This window comes from Eikenella sp. NML120348 (genome assembly GCF_001648435.1).
GTDB classification, from domain to species: Bacteria; Pseudomonadota; Gammaproteobacteria; order Burkholderiales; family Neisseriaceae; genus Eikenella; species Eikenella exigua.
This window is the reverse complement of sequence record NZ_LXSP01000007.1, coordinates 1-15,806: the sequence shown is the minus strand read 5'-3', so window position 1 is coordinate 15,806 and position 15,806 is coordinate 1. Positions and strand designations below refer to the sequence as shown.

Here is a 15,806-nt window from a genome sequence, read left to right as displayed (position 1 = left end):
AGGTTACCTGAAAATAGGTTTAGGGGTGTGTTAGGATTTTGTAAATATATTGACGGTGTTGGCGCGTAGGGCGGCGCGGATACGGGCTTGCAATTCGGCTTTATTTTCTTGCTGCACTATGCCCAGCATAGGTAGTGTAGTAGGCTCGGATTTTATTTTGCAGCACCTGCCAGATTTTAGGCTGGCGTCGGCAGGCATGGTTCAGCGGCTATATTGGTTGCGGACATTTTCCATTTCTTGCAGCAGGTGCATATAGCGGGGGTAGAGCGGTGCGATGCGGGCGCGGTTGGCAGGGCTGCAGAATTGTTGCAGGCGCTCAGGGTTGTGCATAATGGCTTCGTAGTGCTTTGTTAAGTCGGAGAGTTCTTGGCGTTGCTCTGGAGTAAGGGCGCAGCGGTTGAATTCTTCATTGCCAGATTTGCTGTTGAGCTCGCCAATGGCATACTAGCCGATTATGGCTTGGCGGCGGGTTTGCTCAGTGTCGGCTTTTTCGCAGTAGCGGCCGTCAACATACATTTTCATGCTGTCGATAACGGCTTGTTTGCATTCGGCCGTGCTCATGGGATGAACAAAGGAGATGTCAGCGCAGGCGAATGGGGCAGCGAGCAGGAGGATGAGGAGGATTGGTTTCATGATTGGTAAGCAGAGGGAGGTTATTTTTCTAGCAGCCGCAGCAGGTATTGGCCGTATTGGTTTTTGGCCATAGATTGGGCCAAATCGGCCAATTGCTCGTTGGAAAGCCAGCCGTTACGCCAGGCGATTTCTTCGAGGCAGGCTACCTGAAGGGCTTGCACGTTTTGGATGGTGCGCACAAATGAGGCGGCTTCGTGCAGGCTTTCATGTGTGCCGGTGTCGAGCCAGGCGAAGCCGCGGCCGAGCAGTTGCACGGAAAGGCTACCGTCTTCGAGATAGAGTTGGTTGAGGTCGGAGATTTCGAGCTCGCCGCGTGCGGATGGTTTGATTTGTTTGGCGAATTCAACTACGCGCTTGTCGTAGAAATAGAGGCCGGTTACCGCCCAGTTGGATTTGGGTTGTTTGGGTTTTTCTTCGATAGATAGGGCTTTGAGGTGCGGGTCGAATTCGACCACGCCGAAGCGTTCGGGGTCTTTCACTTGGTAGGCGAATACGGTGGCGCCGTGGGTTTGGGCGGCGGCTTGCTGCAGGGTTTGGGTGAAGGATTGGGCGTAGAAGATGTTGTCGCCCAATACGAGGCAGACGTTGTCGCCGCCGATAAATTCTTCGCCGATGATGAAGGCTTGGGCAAGGCCGTCCGGGCTGGGTTGTACGGCGTATTGCAGGCGGATGCCGAAGTCGCTGCCGTTGCCGAGCAGGCGGCGGAAGGCGGCGTTGTCTTCGGGGGTGGTGATGATGAGGATGTCGCGGATACCGGCCAGCATTAACACCGATAGGGGGTAATAAATCATCGGTTTGTCGTATACGGGCATGAGTTGTTTGGCTGCACCACGTGTAATGGGGTACAGCCGTGAGCCGCTGCCGCCGGCGAGAATAATGCCTTTCATACGGTTGCCTTTCTGTGACAGAAGGCTACCTGAAAACAAATGTTTCAGGTAGCCTTTTTATGGTTTGCTGTGCCTATTCCGCGCCCAGTAGTTTGCCGTTGTAGCGGCCGAAGAATTCGCTGATTTCAAAGAATACTTCTTTGCGCTCGCCGTTCGGGCCGACTACGCTGATGCGGTCGTAGATGCCGTTTTGCCCTTGAACCAGGGCTTGGCCGACTTTGCGGTAGCCGGGCATGTTTTGGGCAATCCAGTGGTTTTCGGCGGCAATACCGCGCGGGGTGTCGTTTTCGTGGATAACCACGGCGCGCTCTTGGCTGCTGCCGTCGGCACGTTGCTGCTGCTGGGCGGCGGCAGGTGCGCGGTGGGGGCGGGTTTTGGCTTCCACGCTGCCGGAGAGGGCAAGGCCGAGGGCAAGGAAGCCGAGTAGTGTGGTGTTGCGGATGTTCATGAATAGGCTCCAATTTATCGGATTGATGAATGGCCGAGCCGTTCCAGGCGGTAGCGGCCATCGAGGATGCGGTGCCACCAGATTTTGTTATCCAAGTACCATTGTACGGTTTTGCGCATACCGGATTCAAATGTTTCCTGCGGCTGCCAACTCAGCTCGCGGCCGATTTTGGCGGCATCGATGGCATAGCGCAGATCATGGCCTGGGCGGTCGGGCACAAAGGTAATCAGGTCGACATAACGCGACACGCCAATAGGTTTTTCGGGAGCAAGTTCTTCCAGCAGGGTACAGATGGTTTGTACCACTTCAAGATTGGTTTTTTCGTTGTGGCCGCCGATATTGTAGCTCTCGCCGATTTTGCCTTGGGTAATGACTTGATACAGCGCACGGGCATGGTCTTCCACAAAGAGCCAATCGCGGATTTGCTGTCCGTTGCCGTAGACAGGCAGGGGTTTGCCGGCTAGGGCGTTCAGAGTCATCAGCGGAATGAGTTTTTCGGGGAAGTGGTAGGGGCCGTAGTTGTTGGAACAGTTGGTAAGGATGGCGGGCAGGCCGTAGGTATGTAGCCAGGCGCGCACAAGGTGGTCGCTGGAAGCCTTGCTGGCAGAATAGGGGCTGGACGGGGCATAGGGCGTAGTTTCTGTAAACAAATCGCTGGTGCCGTGCAAGTCGCCAAACACCTCATCGGTGGAGATATGGTGGAAGCGGAATGCCACGCGGCGGCTTTCAGGTAGCCTTTGCCAATAGGAGCGGGCTGCTTCGAGCAGGTTAAAGGTGCCGACAATATTGGTTTGGATAAATTCGCCAGCGCTGTCTATGCTCCTATCCACATGGCTTTCTGCTGCCAGGTGCATCACCGCGTCGGGCTGATGCTGGGCAAATATGCGGTCGAGCTCGGCACGGTTGCAGATATCAATTTGCTCAAAGGTATAACGGGGGCTACCTGAAACTTCTGCCAAGGATTCGAGGTTGCCTGCGTAGGTGAGCTTGTCGAGGTTGATAACAGAATCTCGAGTGTGATGGATGATATGGCGGATAACTGCCGAGCCGATAAAGCCGGCTCCACCGGTGATGAGGAGGTGCATAAAGCAGATACTTGGAGTGTTCTAATTATGTTCCAGCTCTTCCAGCATGGCATAGAGCTTGGTTATATGATACTCAAGAGTAGGATTGTAAGCTAATGCCGATAGTGGTTTGTCGATTTTATGTCGGCCTTGCTGTTTAAGAGCAACAGCTTGGCGAATAGCTTGATCCAAACTGTGCTTATCTTCCCGCGAGAAGAAGAAGCCTGCCTCGTTATTCATAACTTCGCAGCATGCTATATTTTCCGATAAAACAACACGAGTGCCACATAACACTGATTCCACGCCCACTAAGCCGAAAGGCTCATATAGCGAGGCCATGATGGTGTAATCAGCGGCGCGGTAAAGATCTGGCATATTTTTGCAAAAGCCTAATTCCTGCACGTTTGCAATCGGATAAGGAAGCGGTGACCCGGCAACGGCAAGTCGGATGGGCAAGGTAATAGTTTTAAAATAATCTGCCAATAAATCTAATCCTTTGCGTTTATGGCCTGTGGACGGGAATAGGAAAATAACATCCTCATCTTTCCACCCATATTGTTGCCGGATAGAGGCAATTCCTTCTGAATGGCGGGTGAAGCGGTTTGTATCGGCAGGCGGGTGGATTGTTTGGATTTTTTGTGCCGGAATATTATATAGATTAATCAGCTCCTGACGCATCATTTCTGAGTGCGCCATAATGGATTTTGCAGTGGTATAATTGGTACGATTTCGATATACAGCCAATTTGTCAATCAAGTTTGGCGATTGCTCCATGGCTTTTAGGTAGCCTAAATGAGTCCCACCACAAATATAAATATCGGCATAATCAGAAGGGTTGCAGGCAATCAGATATTCATCAGTGTGATGAATTTTATTTAGCTGTCTGGTAAAGAAAAATGGCCGCAGTTTTTTCAGAGTATGTTTTTGATTAATTAATACTGGTTGAATTTTGGAGTATTCCGGTAAGCTATGATCAAATTTCGAGGCATAAACCTTAACTTTTTTTCCATCATTTGAAAGCTGCTTTGCCAAATCAATCGTATAACTTTCTATTCCACCACCAGTGGCGAATTTATGGGTACTTAATGCGATGGGTTTATGCATTTTGTTGCTCCAAAATGGTGGTGATTTGTTGGTTTAACCAGTTTGCAGCTTTTGCAATAGGGAAATCTCCACGATGTTGCCAGCTAATTTCCTCACTTTCTGAAAAACATTCCTCAGAGTGGGAAACTGCCATAAAATGGGGAACATCTTTGTGATGCAGTGGGCCCCATGTATTTATATTATGGTCAACATAAAAACTTAGAAGAGGTTTTTTCAGGGCACACGCTAAATGCACTGTACCACTATCTACCCCAATAACAATATCAGATGATGCTGTTAGCGCAATATATTCCTCTAGTGAGGTCTTTGGAGCAAGTGATAAATCAATGTCAGAAGTACATAATAGTTTTAATTTTTTAAAATATTCTTCTGAGTTTTTAGTGTTGCATACAATAAATTTAGCTTGACTAAAATAATTTTTATTGAACAAGTTCAGTAACTCTGATAACTCTTTTTCTGGCAAGCATTTAAAAGGAACGCTACCCTGCGGTGCTAAAAATATACGAATCTTCTTTTCGGTATCACATTGCCAGAATTTCCCAGAAATTTGTTCAGTTAGATGGATTTTTAATTCTGGGATAGCCTCTGGGATAGAGAAGTATTGGGAAAAAGATGATGTATGTAAATGTCGAACTACGTGATCATTTGGATTGTAGGGACAGTAAAAGTCATAGTTATGAACATTTTGCATAGAGTAATATTTACGTGCCCGTTTTTTAAAAATCATAATAGCACGAGGAGAAAGAATAGATGAAGCGGTAATGCTTCTACTATCCAGGCATTCACCAAAATCTAGGAGTAAATCCCATTTTTTTCGCTGCCTAAGATAGTTGATAGGAGTTCTATCTATCGTTTTATCTATTAATGGAGAGTTGGAAAAAATATTTTTATTTCTATTAGTAACCAGTACGCCTAATTGGATATTTGAGTAAATGTTTTTTAATTGCTTGGCATAAGCTAGATTGATAATTGCATCGCCGACAGCATCCCCTAATGGGCGGATTAGGATGGATTTTATATTATTAAAATCAAAGCCAATAGAGTGTCGCTTTTGACCAAACAGGCGGATAATAATTTTTTTTGAAAATGGAATGTTCATAATGTTAATGGTAATGAATTACTAGAACACTTCTAAAGAGTCGATGGCTTCATTTATGCGGTAAGTTAAATCTATTGAGCTAGCTTTGGATATATAGTCATAGTCCACAACAATTTGTATGCTGTTTGGGTTATTTGGATGCCAGAAAACCGTGCTAATAGAGAAGAAGTTAGATATTTTGTTAACTGGTATGCCATATAAACCATATTCCATTTGGGTGTAATATAGCCAGTAGTTGTATTTTATTAGATCTAATTCGCTCTGTGGAGGGCTTGGTATATGAACTTTAGATGAGTGTGGGTAAATGGCGATGGTATTCTTATTGAAAGTGGTTGCAATATGAATAATTGATGTGTCAACACTAACAATTAACTTTGCTTTCTTCACCAAAGGAATTATATCAATAATATTTCTAGATTGAAAAATAATGCTTTCGCTAAATCCTAGTATGCTTAGTTTTTCTTTTTCTCCAGTAATAAAGATTTTATACCCTAAGATATTCAGTTGATCGTATATGCATTGAGCTTGTTTTGGGGATAAACAATGCGTGTTTTTACTACCAAGTGGATTAAATATTATGAAATTTTTCTCAGATACTTGGCTTGCAACATAGTCCTCTTCAGCTTGAGAAAAAAATAAGTCATAAGACATGTCTCTATAAGTTATATTTTTACCAAATATATCTAATATTCTTCTTAAAGGTTCGATTACATGTACTTGTTGCAATTTGCAAGGGATAGTTACATTAAAAGTTTTAAACATATCCTTATTACAACCAATTAATATTGGTGATTTTATCAATGCATGATAAAGTAAGTCTTTATAGGAGGGTTTTCTCGCAATGCGTACTTCGATGGCTAAATCAAAATTCTTTTTTCTAAGTAATAATAAGGAGTAAAAGAAATTTGTTAGTTTGTTATCATTGTAAAGAAAGGTTTCTTTTATATAAGGGTTATATTTTAATAAATCCAAAGATTGCTTTCGTGATGAAACAGAAACTTCATAACCTAATTCTACTAAATTTCTAAGCAGGCCAGTACAGACTACAGTGTCACCAATTACATTATTGAATATTAATAATATATTGCCTTTTTTGGGTAAGTTGGATACAGGTTTTCTTGCAAATATTGTGTCGATAGCTAATAAAGGTAAGTAATAGAAGAAAATTTTTGCCTTCTTGTAGGTAAATTTACGCTTGTAATTCCATAATTTTAACTTATATTTAAGTGACATTTTGATCTTTATTATACAACCAACCGACATTACGAAATTTGTTGGGATAACCATTTTACTGCCAACTCAATAGGGAAATTTTCAGTAGCTACTGGGTTGTTATTGTTTTGAGAGGCAGTAATCATCAAGTGAGGAGTGTTTGGATTTGATAATGGATGCCAAGTATCTATATTATGTCGTGCATAGAAGCTTAATAATGGTTTTTGTAATGCACACGCTAGATGGACAGTTCCGCTATCTACGCCAATGATAATATCTGCTGATGCTGATAAAGCTAAATATTCTTTTAAAGTAGTGGGTGGTGATAGACCTAATAGTATGTCATAACGGCATAATTCCTTGAGGGTTTGGAAATATTCTTTGCTACCAATTGTGTATCCCATTAATACCCTGATTCTGGAGAATACGGGAAGACTTTCGTTAAGTAGTTGTGCTAACTCTGAGGGGGGAACTTGTTTTTTCAATTGAGCATTCCCTTGAGGGGCTAGCAGTATATTTAGAGTCTTGCCAAGATTAGCAGGTAGGGTAAATAGCCTATCCCAAATAGGCGACACTTTATCTATTTCCACGTGTGGAATTGTTAATTTCGGAATAATTCTCGGTAAGTCGAAATATTGACCAAATATAGAAGTCTGAAGATGATTTACGACATGACTATTTGGATCAAACGGGCAGCAGAAATCATAATTAGAAATTGTCTCGCGATTATAGTATTCTTTATCTTGTTTAGAGAAAATTATTGTCGTCTCAGGAGATAAGATTTTATCAGCGATTAAATCAGGGGTATTGTATGTTTCTCTGAAGTCTAATAGTAACTGCCATTTTTTATGATTTTTCGTATATTCAAGAAAATTACAAGGAATAATTTTATCAAAGAGATTACTTGCTATAAATAAATCTCGGTTTCGTCCAGCCATAATGCCTAACTTTAGATTTGGATATATACTCCTTAATTGTTCTGCAAAAGCGAGATGTATCAGGCTGTCACCTAAGGCAAAACCAAATGGGCGAATTAGAATTGATGATATATTATTCAAATCAAAGTTGTTGCACTTCTTTTTTCTCCCAAATAAATAAGCAATAATCACTTTGGATAATTTCATATAATTATAAGCCGTTAATTAAGATAAATTGTTTAAAAGTTTGGCTTGTCTACGTCAGGATGAAATAAATGGACATCTGTAAGCTCATTATCCTTATTTATTCGCTGTTTCAGATATATTGCATAATAGTGTAAGGCTTCAGAATGTTCTTTTTTTTGCCATAGCCGTTTGGAAAGTAAGCGGTATTCACTATGCCCTACCTTAAGGTGATCTAAGATTGGGTCACTTTTGTGAATGGCTAATAGGTTGATATCTTTGGTGAAGAATGTGTATCCAAGGCTTTGGAAAAAATCAACTATTTTATCTCCGCCAGATTTTAAGATTTCGACCAACATAACGGGTCTATTTTTTTTAATGCTATCTGTTGCGCCATTTAACACTTCTATTTCCATTCCTTCCACATCCATTTTGATTAAGTCAATTCGTGACAAATCTAAAGTGTCAATAGATAGTAATGGTACTTTTTGCGTATGCTTCTGATAGTCTATTTGTTGGCCAATAAACTCATTATGGTCAGAAGGGCGTAGTTCTAAGCTACCAAACGATGCATGTTTGGTGTAGTCAGGAACTGGTATATCCAAGAAGTGGGTAGATGGATCTGGTAGTATTTTGGTATTACCTAAAGCAGCGTGAATGGCTTTTACATTGAAACAGTTATTTAAAGCTATGTTTCCTGCTAAGGCATAATAAATACGTTCTTGAGCTTCAAAAGAAATAACGTTACCCCATCCTGTCATTTCTATGCCCCAGGCAATGGTATGTGCACCTATATTCGCACCACAATCTAGTGCAACCACTCCTTCGCCATGATAATTCTTACGTAAATTCAGTAGGTTCAGAACTAGTTCGATTTCGGAAGGGTCGAAACTACCTTGGCTGAGATATTGATATCCTACTCCATAACAATTACCTTGTTGATCATAGGCATAATCTTGGTGATTCACGATCATTGCTCCGGTATTTGTAGATGTCAGCACGAATGGTAACGGGCGGTGAATATGCTTCATAAAATTATTTCCAAGTATTAAAGTTGAGATTAGTAATAAAATGCTTGATATTTCAGGTAAATTTAGCTACTCGCTCAACACAGCAATATCCGCCACCGCGTTCATCTGCTCTGCCAAGCGGTTCAGCAGGTTCAGGCGGTTTTGTTTTACGGCGGGGTCTTTCGTCATTACCATCACGCCGTCGAAGAAAGCATCGACTTGCGGCTTGACAGAGGCCAGTTCGGATAAGGCCGTCTGGAAATTGCCTTCGGCAATGGCGGCGGTAATTTTCGGTTGCAAGCCTTGAGTGGCGGCGTACAGGGCTTTTTCTTCGTCCTGTTGCAGCAGGCTTTTATCGACTTCTCCCAGCGCGGCATCGGCTTTTTTCAGCAAGTTTTGTACCCGTTTGTTGGCGGCGGCGAGCGCAGTGGCTTCGGGCAGTTGTTTGAACGCGGCGACGGCTTGTAGTTTGGCAGTCAAATCGTCCAGACGGCGCGGCTGTTTGGCGAGTACGGCGGCAACGATGTCTTGCGGATAGTCGTTTTGCAGCAATATGGCAAGGCGCGCTTGCATGAAGTCGGCGGTTTCAGACGGCGTTTTCTCGTTGAGCAAACCTTTGGGGAAGCTGTCGAAGGTCGTCTGAATCAGCTCGTTCACGTCTAAACCATACTGCATCAGCATCCTCAGAATGCCCAAAGCGGCGCGGCGCAGGGCGTAGGGGTCTTTGTCGCCGGTAGGAATCAGACCGATTCCCCAAATGCCAACCAAAGTTTCCAGCTTGTCGGCCAGCGCTACGGCGGTGGCGGTTTTGCTTTCAGGTAGCCTATCGCCGGCAAAACGCGGCTGATAGTGCTGCTCGATGGCTTCGGCGATTTCTTCGGTTTCGCCGGCCAAGCGGGCGTAGTATTTGCCCATCGTGCCTTGCAGTTCGGGGAACTCGCCAACCATTTCGGTAACCAAGTCGGCTTTTGCCAAACGCGCGGCGCGTTCGGCTGCGGCGGCATCCGCGCCCAAGGCCTTGGCGATGTGGGCGGCGATGTTTTGCAGGCGTTCGATGCGTTCGGCTTGCGAGCCGATTTTGTTGTGATACACCACGTTTGCCAGCTTGGGCAGGCGGCTTTCCAAAGTCGCTTTTTGGTCTTGTTTGTAGAAGAACTCGGCATCAGACAGGCGCGCGCGCAAAACGCGTTCGTTGCCTTGGATGATGTGCGACGGGTCTTCGGTTTGCAGGTTGGAGACCAGCAGGAAGCGGTTCATCAGTTTGCCGTTTTGGTCGAGCAGCGGGAAGTATTTTTGGTTTTGTTGCATGGTCAGAATCAGGCATTCTTGCGGCACGGTGAGGAAATGTTCTTCAAAACCAGCTTCCAAAACAATGGGGTATTCGACCAGCGCGGTTACTTCGTCCAGCAGCGCTTCATCGGCGGCAACGGTAGCTTTCAGACGATCTGCTTGTTCGTTCAAGGCCGTCTGAATCGCGGCCTTGCGCTCGGCAAATGAAGCGACGACTTTGCCTTGCTCGAGCATTTGTGCGGCGTAGCTGTCGGCATTTTCAATGGTGATTTCGCCGTTGAACAGGAAGCGGTGTCCCAAGGTTTGATTGCCGCTTTGCAGGCCCAAAACACTGACGTTTACGATGTCGCCGCCATGCAGCACAATCAGCCCGTGAACGGGACGCACGAAGGTAAATGTGCTGCTGCCCCAACGCATTACTTTCGGAATCGGCAGTTTCTTAACTGCTTGATTGATAATGTCTTCCAAGAGTTCGCCCAACGGTTTGCCGGTTTGGATATATTCGTAGGCGTACACGTCTTGCTTGCCGTCGTGGATGATGGTCAAGTCTTCGATTTTTGCTCCCGCGCCGCGCGCAAAACCTTCCAAAGCCTTGGTCGGCGCACCGTCTTTCATGGCATTCGACACGGCAGGGCCTTTTTTTACGATTTTCTGATCGGCTTGCACGGCTTTGACGTTTTTGACTTGAACGGCCAAACGGCGCGGTGAAGCGTAGGCGATATATTCTGATGCGCCGTCAATCAGTTGCGCTTTTTCCAAGCCTTCGGCAACAGAAGCAGCGAAGTGGTTGCCAAGATTGTTCAGAGCCTTGGGGGGGAGTTCTTCGGTGAGGAGTTCGATTAAAAGGGTTTGGGTGTTCATTGCAGCGTGTCGTTTGGTTTCAGGTAGCCTGCCGTTGCTGTAGAGGGTGCTGGGCTTTTGATCAGGAGGCGGGCAGCACTTGTTTGTTAGGTTGGTGAGAATTCTAGCATTTTCAGGCTGCTTGCGCCTTGTTTTTAATCAGCGGGAAGCCCAGTTTCTCACGGCTTTCCACGTATTTATGCGCCACGGTGCGGCTCAGCGCGCGGATGCGGCCGATGTAGGTGGCGCGTTCGGTAACGGAAATGGCGCCGCGTGCGTCTAAGAGGTTGAAAGTATGGCCGGCCTTGAGGACGAGTTCGTAGGCGGGCAGGGCGAGGCTGGTGTCTTCCACGGCCAGCAGGCGTTTGGCTTGCGCTTCGTAGTCGTTGAATTGGCGCAGCAGCCAGTCGGCATCGCTGTATTCGAAATTGTAGGTGGATTGTTCGACTTCGTTTTGGTGGTACACATCGCCGTAGGTAACGGTGTTGCCGTCCGGCGTTTTTGCCCAAACGAGGTCGTAAACGTTTTCCACGCCTTGCAGGTACATCGCCAGGCGTTCGATGCCGTAGGTGATTTCGCCAAGCACGGGGGTGCAGTCGATGCCGCCGACTTGTTGGAAGTAGGTGAACTGAGTCACTTCCATGCCGTTGAGCCAAACTTCCCAGCCCAAGCCCCATGCGCCGAGGGTGGGGTTTTCCCAGTCGTCTTCCACGAAGCGGATGTCGTGCACTTTTGGGTCGATGCCCAATTCGCGCAGGGAATCGAGATAGAGGTCTTGAATATTGGCCGGGGCGGGCTTGAGGGCTACCTGAAATTGATAGTAGTGCTGCAGGCGGTTGGGGTTGTTGCCGTAGCGGCCGTCTTTGGGGCGACGGCTGGGTTGAACATAGGCGGCAAACCACGGTTCGGGGCCGAGCGCGCGCAGGCAGGTGGCGGGGTGGGATGTGCCGGCGCCAACTTCCATATCGAGCGGCTGGAGCAGGGTGCAGCCTTGGGCGGCCCAGTAGTTTTGCAGTTTGAAGATGATTTGTTGGAAGGTGAGCATGGTTGTGCAGGAAAGTTGGAAAAAATAATGGCGGTATTGTACTTGGTTTGCCGATTAAACAAAACAAAGCTAAAGGCTACCTGAAAAATGGTTGTTGGGATTTTCAGGTAGCCTTTTCATCTTTAAGGCATGGCTGAAGCACTGTGCTTCATCAGGCATTATGGTTTGCCGCTTGCCGGCCGTTTTAAGGCTACCTGAAAAATAATCAGACGATTTCAGGTAGCCTCTGTCAAACCGGCTAGGCTTCGGCAAAACGCACACCGGTAAGCTGGGATTTCAGAATGGCTTGGCGCAATGCCTGCAATGCCTGCGGGCGTACAAAGTTGCGGCGCGAGGCCAATACGATGCGGCGGTTGGGTACGGGCGGCTCGAAGGGGATGATGGAAAACAGCAGGTGGTCGTTGTCCGTGAGAGCGCTGGAGGGCAGTACGCTGATGCCCAGGCCGCTGGCCACCATATGGCGGATGGTGTTGATGGAACTGCCCTGCAGGGTGTTGGCCAGGCCGAGGATGCGCTGGCGGGAGGCCAATTTGCTACAGCTTTCTAAAACTTGGTCGCGCATGCAGTTGCCTTCGCTGAGCAGCAGCACTTGCTGTTCTGTCAGCTGCTGCACGGATACGGCGTCGAGCTCTTCGAATTCGTGCCCCTTCGGCACGATGACGAAAAACGGCTCGTCATACAGCGGCTCGGTGATGATGCCCGGCTCTTGGAAGGGCTCGGCCACCACGATGGCATCCAATTCGCCTTTTTTCAGGGAATCGGTGAGGTTGGCGGTGTGGTGCTCTTCCAGCATCAGGGGCATATCGGGTGCCACTTTGCGCAGCGATAAAATCAGACGCGGCAAAAGGTAGGGAGCCACGGTAAAAATCAGCCCCAACTTGAACACGCCAGCCAGCTCATTTTGCTCGGAGGCGGCCAGATGTTTGATACGGTCGGCTTCTTCCAAAACACGGTGCGCCTGGGTGATGATGCGCTCGCCGGTTTCGGTGGGTCTGACTTCGTTGCTACTGCGGTCGAATAGCGAAACCGAGAGTTCTTCCTCCAACTTTTTAATGGCGATGGAGAGGGTGGGCTGGCTGACGAAGCAGCGTTGGGCGGCACGGCCGAAGTGGCGTTCTTGTGCAACGGCCACAATATAGCGCAATTCGGTCAGGGTCATGGCTTAGCCTTCTTCGCTTTTGCGTTGGAAGTCAGGCAGGATGATGTTGAGCTCCAGCACGTCCACACCGTTTTGTGTTTCCTGTGAGATACGGATATCGTCGAGGGAAACGTGCACGTATTTCGATAATACCCCCAACAGCTCTTTCTGTAGGGTGGGCAGGTAGTCCGGTGCTTGGGATTTCACGCGCTCCTGTGCAATGATGATTTGTAGGCGGTCGCGGGCGATGCTGGCGGATTTGGGCTTTTTGCCGAACAATATATCAATCAATGACATGGCTTACCCTCCGAACAGGCGTTGCAGGAAGCCTTTTCTCTCTGCTTCCAAAAAACGCATTGGCCGGTTTTCGCCCAGTAGGCGGGCCACCACGTCTTTATAGGCTTCGGCGGCAGGTACGCCTTCTTGATGGATCACAGGCAGGCCAACGTTGGAGGCTTGCAGCACGTTTTGCGATTCGGGAATCACACCCAAGAGCGGGATGCGCAGTACGTCTTCGATGTCTTTTACCGAAAGCATTTCGCCGCTTTCTACACGATCGGGATTGTAGCGGGTAATCAACAGGTGTTCTTTCACCTGTTCACCTTTTTCGGCATGGCGGCTCTTGCTCTGCAAAATGCCCAAAATGCGGTCGGAATCGCGCACGCTGGATACTTCGGGGTTGGTGGTAACGATGGCTTCATCGGCAAAATACAGTGCCATCAGTGCGCCGGTTTCGATGCCGGCGGGCGAATCGCAAATCACAAATTCGAAGTCCATTTTTTCGGTGAGCTCGGTGAGCACGTGTTCCACGCCTTCGCGAGTGAGCGCGTCTTTGTCGCGGGTTTGTGAGGCGGGTAGAATGAACAGGTTGTCGCAGTGCTTGTCTTTAATCAGCGCTTGGCGCAGCGAGGCTTCGTTTTGGATAACGTTGATTAAGTCGTACACCACACGGCGTTCGCAGCCCATGATGAGGTCAAGGTTGCGCAGGCCGACGTCGAAATCGATAACGGCGGTTTTGTGTCCTTTTAGAGCCAGGCCGCTGGCGATGCTGGCGCTGGTGGTGGTTTTGCCCACACCGCCTTTGCCGGAGGTTACTACAATAATTTTTGCCACGGTTATGATCCTTTCCCTTATGTGAATCTGTTTTGTTGAAATGGGTTGTTACGTTTGGCGGGCTACCTGAAGAAGGCTACCTGAAAATGGTTTGCCGCCGTTTGTATTGTGTAGCTAAATAAATATGTGTTGTTTCAAATAATCTTGTTGAGGGCGGCGATGGACAGCCGCTCTTTTTGCAAATATATCTGCACGGCCTGACGGTGGAGGTGCGGCGGCAGCTGTTGGTCGAAAGTGCGGTAGATGCCGGCGATGGATACCAGCTCGGCCTGCATCGATTGGGTGAAAATGCGGGTATTTTGGTTGCCGCTGGCGCCAGCCAGGGCACGGCCACGCAGGGGAGCGTAAATATGAATATGGCCGTCGGCAATGACTTCGGCCCCTTCGTTTACCAAGCCCAGTACGATGAGGTCGGCATTTTCGGCATACACCTGTTGGCCGGTGCGGATAGGTTTCTCCACCACAAGGGTTTGGTGCACGGCAGGAGCGGGCGGTGTGTTGGGCGTTTCGTGTTGCGTGTTTTCAGGTAGCCTTTTGTGTTCTTCACCATTGGCGTTATCGCTGCAAAAGGCTAAGTGATGGGCGCGGGCGGCAGCCTGCCATTGCTCGTCGTGATGGCGCAGGGTGCCGATGGGTAGGCTGTGCTCGGCAAACAGACCGAGCAGGCTGTCTAAATCTAGGTTGTCCGGCGAGTCGAATGCCTGCACGTCAAGCAGCAGCGGCATATCGCTGAGCTCGCGGTATTGTGCGGCGCGCTCGGTGAGGGTTTGTCGGATGGCCGCCAGTTCGGTGGTGTTGAGCTGGATGGCGAGCGCGTCGAGACGGGCGGATTTGATGTCGAATGCTGGCTTCATCGGTGCGATGGAGTCGTAATTTAAGAATTGAAACGGCTTGCAGTTTACCGTTTTATGTAGGCTACTTCAAATCTGTGTGACTCTTGGCTTATATCAGGCTACCTGAAAACTTGGCTTATAATAATGCGGCGAATCGGTTTTCAGGTAGCCTGCTTGACAAGCCGGAGGTTACCTGAAAACCAGTTTGAGTAATTTAAAGGGAAAAACTATGCGGAAGCCGATACGGATTTTGGGCATCGACCCGGGCAGCCGGGTAACGGGATTTGGCATTATTGATGTGCTGGGGCAGAATCAGAGCTATGTGGCATCCGGCCGCATCAAAACCATTCCCGGCGACGAGCTGGCCGGACGAATCGGCATTATCGTGCAGCACATCGGCGAGATTATCGATACTTATCGACCGAACCAAGCGGCGGTGGAGCAGGTGTTTGTGAACGTCAATCCCGCTGCCACGTTGATGCTGGGGCAGGCGCGCGGGGCAGCAGTGGCAGCGTTGGTGCTGCGCGGGTTGCCTGTATATGAATACACGGCTTTGCAGGTGAAACAGGCGGTGGTGGGGCAGGGTAAGGCAGCCAAGGAACAAGTGCAGCATATGGTGGTGCAGATGCTGAGGCTGTCAGGGAAGCCGCAAGCCGATGCGGCCGACGGCTTAGCCGTGGCGCTTACCCATGCGTTACGTAATCATAGTTTGGCAGCGAAATTGCGCAATGCTTCGCAGATTAAAGGTGGCCGGTTTCAGATTTGATTTTCAGGTAGCCAGTGGTCAGTTGTATTTATGCCGGGTAAATTTCATTTCACCTTAGTGATTTAGTTTTTGTTTGTGGATATTTTGTTTTCCGGTATTTGACAAAATATTCTGGTAGGCGTATAGTCCGCATCTTCGCTGTTCCTTACGGCACGGTTTTGTTGTCGGTTTTACGGTTCAGCAGCTCTTTAACAATCAGATTACCGATAAGTGTGGGTGTTTTA

General features: G+C 48.0%; 17 protein-coding genes. 1 reads left to right on the top strand and 16 read right to left on the bottom strand.

Features of this window, described 5'->3' with window-relative positions; translation table 11 throughout:
- Positions 1 to 201: 201 nt before the first annotated feature.
- From A7P99_RS10605 to minC, 16 genes are all read right to left on the bottom strand, one after another.
- On the bottom strand, positions 202 to 330 hold the full coding sequence (locus A7P99_RS10605; protein ID WP_255361309.1) for a hypothetical protein: 129 nt from the start codon (positions 328 to 330) through the stop codon (positions 202 to 204).
- A gap of 114 nt (positions 331 to 444) precedes the next feature.
- Positions 445 to 633 carry a hypothetical protein gene (locus A7P99_RS08785; RefSeq protein WP_067448471.1) on the bottom strand — a complete coding sequence of 63 codons (189 nt, stop codon included), beginning with the start codon at positions 631 to 633 and terminating at the stop codon, positions 445 to 447.
- A 20-nt stretch (positions 634 to 653) separates the two neighbouring features.
- Positions 654 to 1,520, bottom strand: a complete 867-nt coding sequence (gene rfbA, locus A7P99_RS08780; RefSeq protein ID WP_067448469.1) for a glucose-1-phosphate thymidylyltransferase RfbA — start codon at positions 1,518 to 1,520, stop codon at positions 654 to 656.
- Positions 1,521 to 1,593: 73 nt separating this feature from the next.
- Positions 1,594 to 1,968: a hypothetical protein gene (locus A7P99_RS08775; protein WP_082880716.1), complete on the bottom strand. Its 375-nt coding sequence runs from the start codon at positions 1,966 to 1,968 to the stop codon at positions 1,594 to 1,596.
- A gap of 14 nt (positions 1,969 to 1,982) precedes the next feature.
- The gene (rfbB, locus tag A7P99_RS08770; protein ID WP_067448467.1) at positions 1,983 to 3,053 is read right to left on the bottom strand and encodes a dTDP-glucose 4,6-dehydratase; all 1,071 of its coding nucleotides are present in this window, start codon (positions 3,051 to 3,053) and stop codon (positions 1,983 to 1,985) included.
- 21 nt (positions 3,054 to 3,074) lie between these two features.
- Positions 3,075 to 4,136, bottom strand: a complete 1,062-nt coding sequence (locus A7P99_RS08765) for a glycosyltransferase family 4 protein (RefSeq protein WP_067448465.1) — start codon at positions 4,134 to 4,136, stop codon at positions 3,075 to 3,077.
- Entirely contained in the window at positions 4,129 to 5,235 is a 1,107-nt protein-coding gene (locus tag A7P99_RS08760; RefSeq protein WP_067687250.1) for a glycosyltransferase family 9 protein, read from the bottom strand. The genes A7P99_RS08765 and A7P99_RS08760 overlap by 8 nt, the downstream gene beginning before the upstream one ends.
- Positions 5,236 to 5,256: 21 nt before the next feature.
- Positions 5,257 to 6,468 carry a glycosyltransferase family 9 protein gene (locus A7P99_RS08755; protein ID WP_167508165.1) on the bottom strand — a complete coding sequence of 404 codons (1,212 nt, stop codon included), beginning with the start codon at positions 6,466 to 6,468 and terminating at the stop codon, positions 5,257 to 5,259.
- A gap of 29 nt (positions 6,469 to 6,497) precedes the next feature.
- Positions 6,498 to 7,571, bottom strand: coding sequence for a glycosyltransferase family 9 protein (locus A7P99_RS09840; protein ID WP_082881561.1), 1,074 nt, complete (start codon positions 7,569 to 7,571; stop codon positions 6,498 to 6,500).
- Between the two features lie 32 nt (positions 7,572 to 7,603).
- Positions 7,604 to 8,515, bottom strand: coding sequence for an FkbM family methyltransferase (locus A7P99_RS08750; protein ID WP_197474140.1), 912 nt, complete (start codon positions 8,513 to 8,515; stop codon positions 7,604 to 7,606).
- A 129-nt stretch (positions 8,516 to 8,644) separates the two neighbouring features.
- On the bottom strand, positions 8,645 to 10,708 hold the full coding sequence (gene glyS / locus A7P99_RS08745) for a glycine--tRNA ligase subunit beta (RefSeq protein WP_067687247.1): 2,064 nt from the start codon (positions 10,706 to 10,708) through the stop codon (positions 8,645 to 8,647).
- Positions 10,709 to 10,820: 112 nt separating this feature from the next.
- Positions 10,821 to 11,732: a glycine--tRNA ligase subunit alpha gene (gene glyQ / locus A7P99_RS08740; protein ID WP_067448457.1), complete on the bottom strand. Its 912-nt coding sequence runs from the start codon at positions 11,730 to 11,732 to the stop codon at positions 10,821 to 10,823.
- A 238-nt stretch (positions 11,733 to 11,970) separates the two neighbouring features.
- Positions 11,971 to 12,891, bottom strand: a complete 921-nt coding sequence (locus tag A7P99_RS08735; protein ID WP_067448455.1) for a hydrogen peroxide-inducible genes activator — start codon at positions 12,889 to 12,891, stop codon at positions 11,971 to 11,973.
- 3 nt (positions 12,892 to 12,894) lie between these two features.
- Entirely contained in the window at positions 12,895 to 13,167 is a 273-nt protein-coding gene (gene minE, locus A7P99_RS08730) for a cell division topological specificity factor MinE (RefSeq protein WP_067441713.1), read from the bottom strand.
- Positions 13,168 to 13,170: 3 nt separating this feature from the next.
- The gene (minD, locus tag A7P99_RS08725; RefSeq protein ID WP_067441717.1) at positions 13,171 to 13,983 is read right to left on the bottom strand and encodes a septum site-determining protein MinD; all 813 of its coding nucleotides are present in this window, start codon (positions 13,981 to 13,983) and stop codon (positions 13,171 to 13,173) included.
- A 134-nt stretch (positions 13,984 to 14,117) separates the two neighbouring features.
- Positions 14,118 to 14,837 carry a septum site-determining protein MinC gene (minC, locus tag A7P99_RS08720; RefSeq protein WP_067687244.1) on the bottom strand — a complete coding sequence of 240 codons (720 nt, stop codon included), beginning with the start codon at positions 14,835 to 14,837 and terminating at the stop codon, positions 14,118 to 14,120.
- 208 nt (positions 14,838 to 15,045) lie between these two features.
- Here minC and ruvC point away from each other — a divergent pair, with 208 nt between their 5' ends.
- Positions 15,046 to 15,582 (top strand): crossover junction endodeoxyribonuclease RuvC, encoded by a 537-nt coding sequence (ruvC, locus tag A7P99_RS08715; RefSeq protein ID WP_067528726.1) that lies wholly within the window; start codon positions 15,046 to 15,048, stop codon positions 15,580 to 15,582.
- Positions 15,583 to 15,806: the final 224 nt, after the last annotated feature.